This is a genomic window from Streptomyces sp. NPDC051214, from assembly GCF_040682375.1.
In the GTDB taxonomy this organism is placed as follows: domain Bacteria; phylum Actinomycetota; class Actinomycetes; order Streptomycetales; family Streptomycetaceae; genus Streptomyces.
In genome coordinates this window covers 844,133-858,661 of the sequence record NZ_JBFBAT010000001.1, presented here as the reverse complement: position 1 = coordinate 858,661, position 14,529 = coordinate 844,133, and the positions used below count along the sequence as shown (strand labels likewise).

Annotated in this window: 12 protein-coding genes and 1 tRNA gene; 6 read left to right on the top strand and 7 right to left on the bottom strand. The window is 71.9% G+C overall.

The annotated features are described in order from the left end of the window. The first annotated feature begins 50 nt into the window (after positions 1–50). A tRNA-Leu gene (locus AB0M70_RS03850) sits at positions 51–138 on the top strand. A gap of 86 nt (positions 139–224) precedes the next feature. Here AB0M70_RS03850 and AB0M70_RS03845 read toward each other — a convergent pair. After that, positions 225–1,805, bottom strand: a complete 1,581-nt coding sequence (locus AB0M70_RS03845) for an MFS transporter (RefSeq protein ID WP_365815960.1) — start codon at positions 1,803–1,805, stop codon at positions 225–227. Positions 1,806–1,832: 27 nt separating this feature from the next. Here AB0M70_RS03845 and AB0M70_RS03840 point away from each other — a divergent pair, with 27 nt between their 5' ends. From AB0M70_RS03840 to AB0M70_RS03825, 4 genes are all read left to right on the top strand, one after another. Continuing rightward, entirely contained in the window at positions 1,833–2,330 is a 498-nt protein-coding gene (locus AB0M70_RS03840) for a MarR family transcriptional regulator (protein WP_365815958.1), read from the top strand. A 199-nt stretch (positions 2,331–2,529) separates the two neighbouring features. Next, entirely contained in the window at positions 2,530–4,758 is a 2,229-nt protein-coding gene (locus tag AB0M70_RS03835; RefSeq protein ID WP_365815956.1) for an MMPL family transporter, read from the top strand. Positions 4,759–4,891: 133 nt separating this feature from the next. After that, a complete protein-coding gene (locus AB0M70_RS03830) occupies positions 4,892–6,055 on the top strand; it encodes a sensor histidine kinase (protein ID WP_365815954.1) in 1,164 nt (387 codons plus the stop codon). After that, positions 6,052–6,732, top strand: coding sequence for a response regulator transcription factor (locus tag AB0M70_RS03825; protein WP_365815952.1), 681 nt, complete (start codon positions 6,052–6,054; stop codon positions 6,730–6,732). The genes AB0M70_RS03830 and AB0M70_RS03825 overlap by 4 nt, the downstream gene beginning before the upstream one ends. Positions 6,733–6,759: 27 nt before the next feature. Here AB0M70_RS03825 and AB0M70_RS03820 read toward each other — a convergent pair whose 3' ends face one another. Next, complete coding sequence (locus tag AB0M70_RS03820; protein ID WP_365815950.1) at positions 6,760–7,695, bottom strand: hypothetical protein; 936 nt, start codon at positions 7,693–7,695, stop codon at positions 6,760–6,762. A 127-nt stretch (positions 7,696–7,822) separates the two neighbouring features. Between AB0M70_RS03820 and fes the strand changes: the two genes are divergently transcribed. After that, a complete protein-coding gene (gene fes / locus AB0M70_RS03815; RefSeq protein ID WP_365815948.1) occupies positions 7,823–9,121 on the top strand; it encodes an enterochelin esterase in 1,299 nt (432 codons plus the stop codon). Between the two features lie 276 nt (positions 9,122–9,397). Here fes and AB0M70_RS03810 read toward each other — a convergent pair whose 3' ends face one another. Genes AB0M70_RS03810 through AB0M70_RS03790 form a run of 5 tightly spaced genes read right to left on the bottom strand, consistent with a single transcriptional unit; the run spans position 9,398 to position 14,529 of the window. Next, a complete protein-coding gene (locus tag AB0M70_RS03810) occupies positions 9,398–9,523 on the bottom strand; it encodes a hypothetical protein (protein WP_365815946.1) in 126 nt (41 codons plus the stop codon). 50 nt (positions 9,524–9,573) lie between these two features. Next, entirely contained in the window at positions 9,574–10,197 is a 624-nt protein-coding gene (locus AB0M70_RS03805) for a 4'-phosphopantetheinyl transferase superfamily protein (protein WP_365815944.1), read from the bottom strand. After that, entirely contained in the window at positions 10,194–10,412 is a 219-nt protein-coding gene (locus AB0M70_RS03800; protein ID WP_365815942.1) for an MbtH family NRPS accessory protein, read from the bottom strand. The genes AB0M70_RS03805 and AB0M70_RS03800 overlap by 4 nt, the downstream gene beginning before the upstream one ends. Continuing rightward, positions 10,409–14,302 (bottom strand): amino acid adenylation domain-containing protein, encoded by a 3,894-nt coding sequence (locus AB0M70_RS03795; protein WP_365815940.1) that lies wholly within the window; start codon positions 14,300–14,302, stop codon positions 10,409–10,411. Before AB0M70_RS03795 ends, AB0M70_RS03800 begins: the two co-directional genes overlap by 4 nt. Next, a complete protein-coding gene (locus AB0M70_RS03790; protein ID WP_365815938.1) occupies positions 14,299–14,529 on the bottom strand; it encodes a phosphopantetheine-binding protein in 231 nt (76 codons plus the stop codon). Before AB0M70_RS03790 ends, AB0M70_RS03795 begins: the two co-directional genes overlap by 4 nt.

Below are 14,529 nucleotides of genomic sequence, written 5' to 3'. Positions count from 1 at the left end.
ATTGTTGTCCATGTCGCCGCGGGGAACACCCCGCGAACGGCAGACACCTAGTCCGGGTGGCGGAATGGCAGACGCGCTAGCTTGAGGTGCTAGTGCCCTTTATCGGGCGTGGGGGTTCAAGTCCCCCCTCGGACACCAGTCAGAACCCCACGGTCTCCTCGAGACTGTGGGGTTTTGTCATGCCCGCCCTTCCCGGGACAGGCAGGGCGGGTGCGACATGGGGTTCAGGTCGTAGCGCCCGAAGCCGCGCGTGGGTCATTCTTCGTCTCGGGGGAGTCGGAGGCGGAAGCCGCGTCCATCGGGCGCACCGGGATCAGCGCCGCCACCGCCGCTGCCGCGAGGGCCACCCCGCAGCCCAGCAGCATCGCGGTCTTGAAGCCGTTCTCCGACGGCAGGAAGTGGCCGCCGAAGTCCGTCGTCATCTGGGCCAGGACCACGCCGATCACGGCCGCCGCCGCGGAGCTGCCGATCGAGCGCATCAGGGTGTTGAAGCTGTTGGCCGACGCGGTCTCTTCCTGCGGGACCGCGCCCATGATGAGCGCCGGCATGGCCCCGTACGCGAGACCGACGCCCGCGTTGCAGACGATCGTCACGGCCAGCAGACCCCAGGTGGAGCCGAGCAGCAGCATGGAGGAGGCGTAGCCGAGGGAGATGACCAGGCTGCCGACGGCCAGGGTGACCTTGGGGCCGCGGGCGTCCGACAGCTTCGCGCCGAGCGGTGCGAGGGCCATCATCATCAGGCCCGCCGGCGCCATCCACAGGCCCATGGCCATCATCGACTGGCCGAGGCCGTAGCCGGTGGCCTCCGGCAGTTGCAGGAGCTGGGGAACGACCAGCGACTGGGCGTACATCGCGAAACCGACGAGCACCGAGGCGGCGTTGGTCATCAGGATCTGCGGCCGGGCGGTGACGCGCAGGTCGACCAGCGGCTCGTCGCTGCGCAGCTCCCATCGGCCCCAGGCCGGCAGGATGACGACCGCGGCGGCGAACAGGCCGAGCGTGGTGCCGCTCGTCCAGCCCCAGTCGGAGCCCTTGGACACGGCGAGCAGCAAACAGATGAGGCCGCTGCCGAGTCCGATCGCGCCCAGTACGTCGAAGCGGGCGGAGCCGGAGCCTTCCCGGCCTGCGGGCACGAACAGCCAGGCCAGGACGGCGACCAGGAGGCTCAGGGCGGCGGCGACCCAGAACAGCACGCGCCAGCTGGCGTTCTCGGCGACGGCCGCCGAGAAGGGCAGTCCGAGCGCGCCGCCCACGCCCATGGACGCGCTCATCAGGGCGATGGAGGAGCCGAGCTTCTCGGGCGGCAGTACGTCACGCAGGAGGCTGACGCCCAGCGGCACCACACCCATGCCAAGGCCCTGAAGGCCACGGCCGACGATCATCGGCACCACGGACGAGGCGAGGGCGCACACGACTGAGCCGACCACGAGCGGTATCACGGAGACGAGCAGCATGCGCCGCTTGCCGAACATGTCGCCGAGCCGCCCGGCCACCGGCGTCGCCACCGCCGCCGAGAGCAATGTCGCAGTGACCACCCACGAGGCGTTCGACGGGGTCGTGTCGAGCATGCTGGGGAGGTCCCCGATCAGGGGCACCACCAGCGTCTGCATGACGGCGGCCACGATGCCCGCGAGGGCGAGTACCCCGACGACGCGCCCTGGGTGTACATCAGGGCGTACATCGAGGCGGGCATCGGGCTTCGAGCTGACCACTGGCTTCTCCTCTGGCTTCCGGGGGCGATGACCTGACGACATCGCGACGCTGTTCCACGGCACCAAGATGTGCACTATACATACGAAGTGCATGATGCATATGCCGAGTAGAATGACCTCATGGAAAAGCCCGGTCGCCGCAACGACAAGCCCGCCGGCCGCACGGACAAGCCCGTGCGGCGGGTCGAATTCGAGACGATGCTGCTCGGACGGCACTCACACCTGTTCAACCCCCGCACACGCTCCTCCGGCGGACGCCTCGACCGCAGCGCGTACATCCTGCTCAGCCGCATCCAGATGGACGGCCCCATGTCCATCGGCCAGCTCACCGACGCCTTCGGCCTCGACGCCTCCACCCTGAACCGGCAGACCGCCGCGATGATGCGCGGCGGTCTCGTCGAACGCATCCCGGACCCCGACGGCGGCATGGCCCGCAAGTTCCGCATCTCCGCCGAGGGGGCGCGCCAACTCGACGCCGACCGGGCCGAGTACACCCTCAGCCTGGAGAAGGTCATGGACGACTGGTCGGCGGACGACGTGGCCACGTTCGCGGGCTTCCTCCAGCGCTTCAACAGCGACATCGAGCGCCTGGAGGGCCACCCCTGGCCGCGCCCGTGAACCAACTCGGCCCACGGGACGCATCCCCCTAGGGGGGAAGTCCGGCCCCCTAGGGGGAAGTAACACCCACGTATGACGAGACGGAGCTGCGTACTGCCAGATCAGTACGGCGGATTGAGTGCAGGTGCACGACGACCGGACCCCCCGCGCCCGGAGAACCTGTGGAGGTACCCGAGATCAGATCTGGAGACCTCTGCCCGTGGCTACTCTTCTCTATCGCCTTGGCCGTCTGGCGTTCCGGCGGCGCTGGTACGTCGCCCTGCTGTGGGCGGCGGTCCTCGGTGCCGTCGGCTTCGGCGCGGCCACGGCGCCCGCCGCCTCGGACGAGGGCAACTCGATGCCCGGCATCGAATCGCAGAAGGCGTTCGACCTGATGGAGCAGCGCTTCCCCGGGGCCGCTGCCGACGGGGCGAGCGCGCGCATAGTCTTCGTCGCCCCTGACGGGCAGAAGGTCACCGCCGCCGAGAACCGCGAAGCCGTCGAGAGATTCGTCGGCGAGGCGGCCGACGGACCCCAAGTCGCTGATGCGGCCGACCCGTTCAAGGCGCGGGCGGTGAGTGAGGACGACTCGACGGCGTACGCGACGGTGACGTACAGGGTGGAGGCCGATGACCTCGCCGACCGGAGCAAGACGGCTCTCGAGCACGCCATGGAGGAAGCCAGGGACGCGGGCCTGACCGTCGAGGCAGGCGGGAACGCGCTCGCCACCCAGCCCGAGGCGGGCGGGGCGGCCGAGGGGATCGGCGTCGCCATCGCCGCCGTCGTCCTCCTGATCACCTTCGGATCGCTGGCCGCGGCCGGGCTTCCGCTGCTCACCGCGCTCATCGGCGTCGGCGTCAGCATGGCCTCGATCCTGGCCCTGGGCAGCGCGCTCGGCCTCTCCGCGACGACCGGCACCCTCGCCACGATGCTCGGCCTCGCCTGCGGCATCGACTACGCCCTGTTCGTCGTCTCCCGCTACCGGGAGGAGCGGGCCAAGGGGCACGCGCCTCAGGAGGCGGCGGGCCTGGCGGCGGGTACGGCCGGTTCGGCGGTCGTCTTCGCTGGGCTCACCGTGGTCATCGCGCTGGCCGGGCTCTCGGTGGTCGGCATCCCGATGCTGACCAAGATGGGTCTGGCCGCCGCCGGGGCGGTCGTCGTCTCCGTCGTCATCGCGCTCACCCTCGTGCCGGCCCTGCTCGGCCTCTGGCCGAACGCGGTGCTCTCCCGCTTCACCCGCAGGCGCGGCAACCGCAAGGACGGGGGCGAGCGCCACGGCGGCGAGAGCAACGGGGGCAGCCGCTGGGCAAGATTCGTCCTGCGCCGCCCCGTTCCCGTGCTGCTCGCCTCCGTCGCGGGGCTCGGCGCGCTGGCCCTGCCGGTGCTCGATCTCCGGCTAGGCATGCCGGGGGCTGAGGCCAAGCCCACCTCGACGACGGAGCGACGCGCCTACGACGCCCTCGCCGAGGGCTTCGGCCCCGGGTTCAACGGACCGCTGACCATAGTCGTCGACGCCAAGGGGGCAGCCGACCCGAAGGCCGCGGTGACGACGGTCGAGCAGCGCGTCGGCGCCACGAAGGGGGTCGTGTCCGCGTCGCCCGCGCAGTTCAACCCCGACGGCGACACCGCGATGTTCACCGCCGTGCCGGCCGCCGCTCCCACCGACCAGAAGACCAAGGACCTCGTCCACGGCATCCGCGGCGAGCGTCCCGCGATCGAGGCCGCCACCCGGGGAGCCACCTTCGAGGTCACCGGCACCACCGCGATGAACATCGACATGGCGCAGAAGGTCCAGGACGCACTGATCCCGTACCTCGCCGTTGTGGTGGGCCTGGCCGTGCTGCTCCTGATGGTGGTCTTCCGCTCCGTCCTCGTACCGGTCAAGGCCGCCCTCGGCTTCCTCCTGTCGGTCGGGGCCGCCCTCGGGTCGGTCGTCGCGGTCTTCCAGTGGGGCTGGGGCGCGGGGCTCCTCGGTGTCGAGCAGACCGGCCCGATCATGAGCCTGATGCCGATATTCCTGGTGGGCATCGTGTTCGGGCTCGCCATGGACTACGAGGTGTTCCTCGTCGCACGCATGCGCGAGGCGTATGTGCACGGGGACCGGCCGGGGCAGGCCGTGGTCAGCGGGTTCCGGTACAGCGCACGGGTCGTGGTGGCGGCCGCACTGATCATGATGGCGGTGTTCTCGGGGTTCATCAGCGCCGGTGAATCCATGATCAAGACGATCGGGTTCGGACTTGCCGTGGCCGTGCTGTTCGACGCGTTCGTCGTCCGTATGGCGCTCGTCCCCGCCGTCCTCGCCCTGCTCGGCAAGGCGGCGTGGTGGCTGCCGCACCCGCTGGACCGGCTGCTGCCCCGCGTCGACGTGGAGGGCGAGGCGCTCAGCCGCAGGTCCGCCGTCATACCGGCCCCCGCCCGGACGGACGATCGCGAGACGGTGCGGACCTGACAGAACCGCGTGACGGACCGTGAGGCCTGGGGGCGCGACGCCGGATCGCCCCGCGAGGGACACGAAGCGGCCCTGCGCCCGTCGGGGCGCCGCGTGGCCGACGATGGCTCAAGAACTCTGATCGGAGAAGTCGATGCTCACCAGCTGGCAGCGCCACGCGGAGGCCCACCCCCGCGTCGCCGACGCGGCCGTGGCGCTGCTGCTGTTCGGCGTCTCCTTCTCCGGCAGCATGCTCAGCACCACCGATCCCTCCGACCGGCCCGCGTGGTGGGCCGGCGTGCTGGCCTCGGCCGTCGGCTGCACCGCCCTGCTGTGGCAGCGCAGCCGTCCCCGCACCGTCGTCGCCGTGACCACGGTCTGCGCCATGGGCGTGAGCGCGATGGGCTTCCTGCTCACCCCGCTGCTCCTGGGCCCGGTCATGGTGGCGCTCTACTGGCTGGCCGTCGGCAGCGGCCGCAAGGTCACCCGGGCGTACACGCTGTCCGTGGCCGTCCCGGTGGGCGCGACGGCCCTGTTCGCGGACACCGTCAACCACTCGCTGTGGCTCAAGACGCTCAACCCCATCGCCTGGATCCTCCTGTCGGCGATGTTCGGCAACGGCGTCCAGCTGCGCCGTGCCTACGTGGAGTCCCTGCAGGCCCGCGCCGCGCACGCCGAACGCATGCGCATCGCGCGGGAGTTGCACGACGTCGTGGCCCATCACATGACCCTGGCCAACGCCCAGGCCGGTACGGCCGCGCACCTCGCGGGCACCCACCCCGACCAGGCCAAGCAGATCCTCACCGACCTCACGGGCACCACCGCGACGGCGCTGCGGGAGCTCAAGGCCACCGTGGGACTGCTGCGCCAGGCGAGCGACACCGACACCCCCCTGGAGCCGGCCCCCGGGCTCGCCCGGCTCGCCGACCTCACCGCGTCCTTCGCCTCCACCGGGCTCACGGTCACCGTCACCACGGAGGGCGAGCCGCAGCCGCTCTCGGCGGCGGTCGATCTGACAGCATTCCGGATCGTGCAGGAAGCGCTCACCAACGTCAGCAAACACGCCCGCACGGAGACGGCGTACGTCCACCTGACCCACGCCCCCGACGGCCTGACCCTCAAGGTCACCGACGACGGACACCACACGGCGCCCGCCACGGCCGCCGCAGGACACGGCTTCGGGCTCATAGGCATGCGGGAACGCGCCCACTCCGTCGGCGGTCACCTGCACGCCGGCCATCGCCCCGAAGGCGGTTTCGAAGTCACCGCCCACCTGCCGCCGCACCCCGAGAACACGGAAGAGAAGCGCACCACATGACCCTCCGCGTCCTGCTTGCCGACGACCAGGCCCTCCTCCGGGCGACCTTCCGCATCCTGATCGACTCCTGCGACGACATGGAGGTGGTCGCCGAGGCCACCGACGGCGAGGAAGCACTCGAACTCACCCACACCCACCGCCCCGATCTCGCCCTCATGGACATCCGCATGCCGGGCACGGACGGCCTGGCCGCGACCGCCCGGATCTGCGCCGACCCGGAGCTCGCCGCCACCCGCGTCCTCATCCTCACGACCTTCGAGACCGACGAGTACGTCGCCCAGGCACTGCGCGCCGGAGCGAGCGGATTCCTCGGCAAGGACGTGGGCGTCGACGAACTCCTCGGTGCGATCCGCACCGTGGTCGCGGGCGATTCGCTGCTCTCCCCGTCGGCCACGCGCGCCCTCGTCACCCGCTTCCTCGCCACCCCCGACGCCGGCGGCCACCTGGTGCCGCCCGAGAGCCTCGCCGCGCTCACCGCCCGCGAGCGGGAAGTGATGGCTCTGGTCGCCGAGGGGAAGTCCAATGCCGAGATCGCCGACGCGCTCTTCGTCAGCCCGCTGACCGTACGTACGCACGTCCAGCGCGCCATGACCAAACTCGATGCCCGTGACCGTGCCCAACTGGTCGTCATCGCCTACCAGTCGGGCCTCGTCCGCCCCGCCCCGCCCCTGTGCTGAGTGGTCAGGTCCTCCTGGACCCGTCCCTCACTTCTTGAGCCCCTCCATCGCGGCGCGCGTGTCGGACTTGAGCATCTCCTCGACCTCCGAGGCGGTCGGCGGCTCGGACTTGTCGTCCGCGCCGCCGTAGTAGCTCCAGCGCGTCTCGATGGTGAACCAGCCCTCGCGCACGGCGAGCGTCATGCCGTTGAGGTCGTCCCCGCTCGAGCTGCTCGAGCTGCTCGAGCTGCTCGAGCCGCTTGTGCTGCTCCGGTCGGTCACCAGGTACGCCTCGTCGCCGATGCCGCTGACGGGCTTGGTCTTGTAGGTGTACGTCTTCTGCGACTGGTCCTCGTAAGCCTTCTGCTCGGAGGCGAACTCGCCCTTCGGGTCGGTGGCCTTGTGCCAGCGGGCGGTCGAGTAGACGTAGATGCTCGAGTACGAGTCGGCGTCGGCCTTCGGGTCCTTGAGCTTGCGGCTGCAGTAGCTCTGGTCGAACCCCTTCTGCTGTGTGCCGTAGTGGGTGGTCGAGGTGGAGTCCGAGTCGATCTCGTACTTCTCCTTGAAGGCGTCGAGCGGGGAGACGTCGCAGAGATTCTTCGCGTACTGGTATCCGGCGAGGTCCGCCTTCGCGCCGTCGCCGTCGTCGCTGCTGGAGCCGAGGTTGCCGGTGGCGAAGAGCGCTCCCGCCCACAGGGCCGACGCGACCACGACGCCGCCGATGCCCCACACCCAGCCGGGCGTGGGCTTACGGGGGCCCGCCGGGGGTGCGGGCGGTGCGGGAGGCTGGCCGTAGGGGCCCGGCTGCTGGCCGTACGGACCCGGTGGCTGGCCGAAGGGCTGGGGCGAACCATGGGGCGGCACCGCGCCCGGAGGCTGCTGGTAGGGATTCGGCGGGGTCTGCTGGTACGGATTGGGCTGGGCGGGCTGATTGGGCTGGGCGGGCTGATTGGGTTGGTTGGGCTGGGGATTCGGTATCGACATAGGCGGCAATGTACCGCTGGCCTCCGGGCGGGTGGACGTGGCCCGGCCCAGGTCGCCCCGGTCGTGAGCGGCTCAAGTAAGGTCACCCTTAGCCAAGCGTCCGCAGTGAACCCCTGGAGGCTCCCCCATGCCGCTCACCGCTCCTCCCACCGGGGCGACCCGTCGGCCGCCCCGCATCCCGCGGCCGCGGCCGGTCGAGCGAGCGGTCAGTGCGTGGGTGGGGCAGGCCGTCGAGCGGGGCGGTGACTTCTGGGGCGCCGTGCGGGAGGCAGGCGGGGCGCCGGTCGTCGAGCCCGATCCGCGGGGCGACGACGAGCACCGGGTGGTCACCTTCCTGTGGCGGGGCACGGACGCGACCCGAGCTGTCCTCGTCATGCCGAACAAGATCGTCGACCCGCGTGACATGACACCCAACCTGATGGAACGGGTGCCCGGAACGGACATCTGGCACTGGTCGATCCGGATGCGGGCGGACTGGCGGGCGACGTACAGCCTGTGCGTGGACGAGGGGGACGGGCCCGGGGCCGAGGACGCCGGATACTGGCCCTGGCTGCGGCAACAACAGCGAACCGACCCGCTCAACTCCCGTACTCTCACCCGGCGTTGGGGCGGTGAGCCCGTCTCGTGCGTCGAGCTGCCGCAGGCGCCGGCAGGCGACGACTGGCGGCGTCGCGACGGCGTCGCGCGCGGCACCGTCAGCACGCACACCGTCCGCAGCGAACTCCTCGGCAACGAACGCCGGGTGCACCTTTACGAGCCGCCGGGCGGCGGGCGCGACCTGCCCGTCCTCGTCCTCATGGACGGCGAGATGTGGCAGCCGGGCCTGGATGTCGCGGCCCTCCTCGACAACCTCATCGCCGACGGCCGCATCCCGCCCCTGGCCGCGCTGCTGCCCGAATCCCTGAGCGCCGACCAACGGTGGAACGAGCTCGCCTGCAACGAACGGTTCATCGGATTCCTCCAGTCTGAACTGCTGCCGTGGGCGGGTGAGCGCGTCTCCCTCACCGCCGATCCGGCACGGACCGTGGTCGCGGGACAGAGCCTGGGCGGCCTCACCGCCGCGTACGCCGGAGTGATCGCGCCGGGGCGGTTCGGTCGTGTCCTGGCTCAGTCGGGGTCCTTCTGGTGGCCGGACGGCCCCGACCTCGAACGCTCCGAGTGGCTGACCGGCCGCATCGCCGAGAGCGAGAAGCTGCCCGTCCGCTTCTGGCTCTCCGCCGGCGAGCAGGAGTGGGTCGCGCTCCCCGCGATGCGCAGGCTGCGCGCCACGTTGCGGGAGAAGGGTTACGAGGACGCCGTGTACCGCGAGTTCAACGGCGGGCACGACTACCTGTGCTGGCGCACGGAACTCGCGGACGGACTGGTCGGGCTGCTGGGCTGCACGGAGTCCGCGGGGGAGCCCCCGGCGGAGACCGCTGCCGCCTAGCTCTCGCGGCTGGGCGGGCGTCCAGGGTGCTCCTGTCTCGGGGGAGGCGGGGGTGTCGCGCGCGCTTGCGCAATGGGGGAGGGAGCGCGGCTTGCTGGGGCTCGGGGCGTGGCGCGGTGGCAACGACGGCTGCCGCTGAGCTTTGGGTGGCGCCGCGGAAAACTTCCGGGCGGTTCTGCCCGAAGCCGGCCAGGGCGGGCGCCGTGCCGGGTGGGGCGGCGGGGCGCGTGCGGTCAGCTGGGGTCTTGGGTGTTGGGGGCTCAGAGCGTCTGGGGCTCAGGGCGTCTTGGAGTCCGCGATGGCGACTGCTGCCGCGCAGCCCTCGGGGGCGGCGACGTCTCGTACCATCCAGCCCTGGACTTGGAGGGGCGTGGCGCCCATGCCCACATGGAGCGAGGCCATTCCGCCCCCGCGTGTGTGTGCGGCCGGCTGGGGTCTTAAGCGCCGGGGGCTCAGCGCGCCGGGAAGTCCGCGATGGCGATCGCTGCCGCGTAGCCCTCGGGGACCGCCACGTCACGTACCGTCCAGCCCTCGACGGTGAGGGGTGTGGGGCCTGTGCCCGCCAGGAGTGAGGTTATTCCGCCGCCTGCGAGGCCCTCGCCTGTTCCCTTGAGGTAGGCCTCCTTGCGTGTCCAGCAGCGGGCGAAGGCCAAGGGGCGTTCCGTGGGCGGGAGTTCGGACAGTTCGGTCTGTTCCTGGGGGTGCAGGGACGCCGTCACGTCCGCCACCACGCTCGCGGACGGCAGACGCTCGACGTCGGCGCCGACCGGGCGGTCCGCGAAGGCGAGCAGGGCCAGGCCGTCCGTGTGGGAGAGGGAGAAGTGCGGGCCCGCGCCGTCGGCCACCGCCGGGCGGCCGTGCGGGCCCCCGCACAACGGGCACGGCAGCCGTACCAGCTCCACCGTCGCCGGGTCGACGGAGAGGTACGCGCCGAGCCGTACACGCAGCGCCGTGTGCGCCGCCGCGTACAGCTCCCGGTCCGCGGGGCGCCGCAACGCCGCCGCCCGGCGCCGCTCCTCCGCGTCGAGGAGCGACACGTCGAGCGGGGCCGGGCGGACCAGCTGGATCTCCGTCACGCGGGCGGAACCTGGAGGCGGGCGACGCAACGGCCGTACGTCTCCGGGCCGTACACCGTGGTCCACCCCTCGGGCGCGGCGCGGAAGACCGGCCACAGGGAGTACTCGCCGAGCGCGTTCTCCAGGATCAGGTGGGTCGGCTCGGCATCGGCGTCGGTGCCGGTGCTGGCGTCGGCAGGGGCGAGCGGATCGAAGGGGCCGGGCGTCGTCGTCATGCGTGGTCCAGCTCCTTGAGGCGGGCGGCGAGGACGGCGCAGACCTCGTCGAGGCGGCGCGGCTGGGTCAGCTCCGGGTGCAGGCAGTCCACGTCGTGGTTGGTGATCGAACCGGTGACGTACGGCGCCCAGGCCTCCCTCGTCAGCCAGTCCTCGGCGCGCGGCGCGGCCGCCGTGAAGAACAGGGCGTCACCGTCGAAGGGACGGTGGTCGTGCTCGCGCATCAGGCGGGCGTTGTTGACCACGATGTCGAGGACCGCCGACAGGGTCCGGTCGGGCAGGCCCGCCAGAGCGCTGCCCTCACGCTGAAGCGTCGCCAGGACGTCCTCGCGGGTCATCTCGTCCGTACGGTCGTAGCCGGCCATCCGCAGCAGCGCCGCCAGTGCGTCCGCCTCCTCCGGGACCACGGCGTCGCGCCACTGGTCGGAGGGGTAGGCGTCGAGCAGCGCGAGCAACTCGACCTCCTCGCCCGCCTCTTGCAGGAGTACGGCGACCGTGTGGGCGAGGACACCGCCGACCGACCAGCCGAGCAGCCGGTAGGGGCCGTGCGGCCGTACCGCGCGCAGTGCCTCGACGTACTCGGCGGCCATCTCCTCCATGGTGGAGGGGAGTTCGCCCTCACCGTGCAGGCCGCGCGCCTGGAGGCCGTACACCGGCTGCCCGGGGTCGAGCCGCGAGAGCAGCCCCGAGTAGCACCAGCTCATGCCGCCCGCCGGGTGGAAGGCGAACAGCGGGGCGCGGTCACCGCCGGCGCGCAGCGGGAGCAGCACGTCCAGGGAGTGGTCGGCCTCGTTGTGGTCCGCGTCCAGGAGAGCGGCCAGAGCCGCCGGGGTCTGCGCCTGGAAGAGCGTGCCGATGGTGAGCTCGGCGCCCAGCGTGTCGCGGACCCTGGCGACCAGGCGGGCCGCGAGGAGCGAGGTGCCGCCCAGGTCGAAGAAGGCGTCGTCCACTCCGAGTTGGGGCACTCCGAGGATCTCGGCGAAGAGCCGCGTGAGCGTCTCCTCGCGGTGGCCGCTCGGCACCCGGCCGCCGTCGCCCGAGCCCTCGAAGGCGGGGGCGGGCAGGGCGCGCCGGTCCAGCTTGCCGTTCGGGCTGAGCGGGAAGTCGTCCAGGACGAGGATCGCGCCCGGCACCATGTAGTCGGGCAGCGTGCGGGCGAGCCGAGCGCGCAGCTCCTCGGGGTCGGGGGCAGGGGCGGCTCCGGTGTCGGAAGCCGTCACGTACCCGACGAGCCGCTGGTCGCCCGGACGGTCCTCGCGCACCAGGACGCTCGCCGCGCCCACGGATACATCGGCCGCCAACTCGGCCTCGATCTCGCCCAGTTCGATGCGCAGGCCGCGCAGCTTCACCTGATGGTCGGTGCGGCCCAGGTACTCGATCTCGCCGTGCTCGGTCCAGCGCGCCAGGTCACCCGTGCGGTACATGCGGGTGCCGGGCGGGCCGTAGGGGTCGGCGACGAAGCGGGAGGCGGTCAGTTCGGGCCGCCCCAGGTACTCGGCCGCCAGTTGGGTCCCCGCCAGGTACAACTCGCCCTGGATGCCGGGCGGGCACGGCTGGAGCGCCGCGTCCAGGACGTACAGGCGGGTGTTCCAGACGGGCTTGCCGATCGGCACCGGGCCCGTCGCGTCGGTGGCGCATGGGTGGTACGTGACGTCGACGGCGGCCTCGGTCGGCCCGTACAGGTTGTGCAGCGGCACGCCGTTGAGCACGCGCCCGAACTCCCGCACCGTCTCGCGCGGCAGCGCCTCACCGCTGCAGAAGACGTGCCGCAGGCCCGCGCAGTCCGCGGCGGCGGGCTCGGACAGGAACACCTGGAGCATCGACGGAACGAAGTGGCAGACGGTGACGGCCTGTTCGCGGATGACGCGCGCGAGGTACGCAGGGTCCTTGTGGCCGCCGGGCTCGGCGACGACGAGCGTCGCGCCCACCCGCAGCGCCCAGAAGAACTCCCACACCGACACGTCGAAACCGGACGGCGTCTTCTGCAACACCCGGTCAGCGGCGCCGAGTTCGTAGGTCGCCTGCATCCAGCGGAGCCGGTTGTCGATCGCCGAGTGCGGCACGACGACGCCCTTGGGGCGGCCGGTCGAGCCGGACGTGTAGATGACGTAGGCGGGGTGGTGCGGGGTGAGCGCGCGCGGCGGGTCGTAGGTGCCGTACGGCGACGTGTCCAGGGTGTCCAGGGCGACGAGCGGGACGCCCGACGTGGGCACCCGGTCGGCGCGGTCGGCGATCACGCAGGCCGGACCGGCGTCCTGAAGCATGTACGCGAGGCGGTCCGCCGGATAGTCCGGGTCGAGCGGGAGATAGGCGCCGCCCGCCTTCAGCACGGCGAGGAGCGTGATCACAAGGTCCAGGGAGCGGGGCACGGCGACCGCCGCGAGCGCGCCAGGACGTACGCCGGCCTCGACGAGGCGGTGGGCGAGGCGGTTGGCGCGGGCGTTCAGCTCGGCGTAGGTGAGTTCCTGGTCGCCGAAGACCAGGGCGGTGGCGTCCGGGGTGCGGACGGCCTGGGCCTCGATCGGGCCGATCAGCGTGGTGGGCGGCACCGGGTGCTCGGTGGCGTTGAACTCGTCGACCACCAGGGTGAGTTCACTGCGGCGGGCGATCGTGTGCTCGGCCAGCGGCGTGTGCGGGCCCGCGTCGGCGATGCGTTCCAGGAGTTCCATGAACCGCGCCTGGTGTACGCCGAGTTCGTCCGGCTCGTACAGGGCGGGGTTGCCGTCGTAGTCGATGCGCAGGCCGCTGCCGTCGGCACGGTCGTAGACGTTGACCGTGAGGTCGTCGACCGGGCCCGCGGACAGGTTGTGGGCGTCGGTGCGGGCGCCCGCGAAGGTCAGCCCGTAGTCGAACGGCATGACGTTGATCAGCGGTCCGACCAGGGACCGGCCCTCGCCGAGAAGGCCCAGGTCGCGGCGGATATCCTCGTAGCGGTAGCGCTGGTGGCGGCGGGCGGCGCGGATGCCGAGCACCACCTGGCGGGTCAGTTCCGCGAAGGTGGCCTGCGGGGTCACGGTGAGCCGCAGCGGCAGCACGTTCATCACCATGCCGGGCACGCGAAGCGCCACCGAACCCATGCGGCCCATCATCGGCAGGCCGAGCACCACCTCGGCGGAGCCGGTGGCCCGCGAGACGTACAGGGCCTGCGCGGCGACGAGCACCTCGGGCCAGGTCGCCCGCATCGAGGACGCCGACTCGCGCAGCCGCGAGGTCGCCTCGGGGGAGAGGCGGGCGCTGCGGCGGTGGAAGGTGCGCGAGGGCAGTGCGGTGCGCCCGGCCAGGTTGGGGGCGTCGGGGCGGTCGGCGAAGGCGCCGTCCCAGTGGCGGCGATCCGCCTCGAACGTCTCCGATGAGCGGTAGGCGGTGTCCTCGGCGACCAGGTCCTCAAGCCGTCCGAAAGGACTCTCGCCGGGCTCCTCGCCCGCCGCGAGCGCGGTGTAGATCTCGGCGGTGCGGCGGGCGAGCAGCGAGTAGCCGAAGCCGTCCATCACGATGTGGTGCACCCGCTGGTACCACAGCCAGCGCTCGTCGCCGACGCGGAACAGCGCGTGCGCGAACAGCGGCCCGGCCGCCAGGTCGAACGGCGTGGCCAGGTCCTCGCGCATCCACGCCTGCGCCTCGGCGTCCGGGTCAGAGGCGGCGCGCAGGTCGCGCACCTTCAGCGGAAGCGTCGGGTCGACGACCTCCAACTGGCTCGGCCCGTCCGCCCCTTCGATGACCCTCACGCGCAGGGCGTCGGCCTCGGACACCACCTGCCGCAGCGTCGCCGCGAACAGCGACGGATCGATGGGACCGTGGATCTCCAGGCACTCGGCCGTGTTCTGGGCCGGGCTGCCGGGGTCGAGTGCCTGCGCGAACCACATGCCCGACTGGGCAGCGGTGAGTCTCATGCCGTGGCTCCCAGAAGCGGCGCCCAGGCCTCGATGGCGGGCTGTTCGGCCAGGTCCACGAAGGTGGCCGTGATGTCGTGCTCGCGGCGCCAGCGCTCGATGAGCGACATGATGCGCACCGAGTCCAGGCCGTAGTCGACGAGGTTCTCGTCGACGGGGATGTCGGCCGGGTCCTCGCCCAGGACGTCGGCGACGTCGGCCCGTATGAGTTCCACGCTGAGCGCCAT

Coding starts and splice junctions, on each gene's coding strand:
- AB0M70_RS03800 (WP_365815942.1), bottom strand. CDS start 10,412: ATGACGACGACGCCCGGCCCCTTCGATCCGCTCGCCCCTGCCGACGCC.
- AB0M70_RS03825 (WP_365815952.1), top strand. CDS start 6,052: ATGACCCTCCGCGTCCTGCTTGCCGACGACCAGGCCCTCCTCCGGGCG.
- AB0M70_RS03810 (WP_365815946.1), bottom strand. CDS start 9,523: ATGGCCTCGCTCCATGTGGGCATGGGCGCCACGCCCCTCCAAGTCCAG.
- AB0M70_RS03830 (WP_365815954.1), top strand. CDS start 4,892: ATGCTCACCAGCTGGCAGCGCCACGCGGAGGCCCACCCCCGCGTCGCC.
- AB0M70_RS03790 (WP_365815938.1), bottom strand. CDS start 14,529: ATGGCGCTCAGCGTGGAACTCATACGGGCCGACGTCGCCGACGTCCTG.
- AB0M70_RS03795 (WP_365815940.1), bottom strand. CDS start 14,302: ATGAGACTCACCGCTGCCCAGTCGGGCATGTGGTTCGCGCAGGCACTC.
- AB0M70_RS03845 (WP_365815960.1), bottom strand. CDS start 1,805: ATGCACTTCGTATGTATAGTGCACATCTTGGTGCCGTGGAACAGCGTC.
- AB0M70_RS03820 (WP_365815950.1), bottom strand. CDS start 7,695: ATGTCGATACCGAATCCCCAGCCCAACCAACCCAATCAGCCCGCCCAG.
- AB0M70_RS03840 (WP_365815958.1), top strand. CDS start 1,833: ATGGAAAAGCCCGGTCGCCGCAACGACAAGCCCGCCGGCCGCACGGAC.
- fes (WP_365815948.1), top strand. CDS start 7,823: ATGCCGCTCACCGCTCCTCCCACCGGGGCGACCCGTCGGCCGCCCCGC.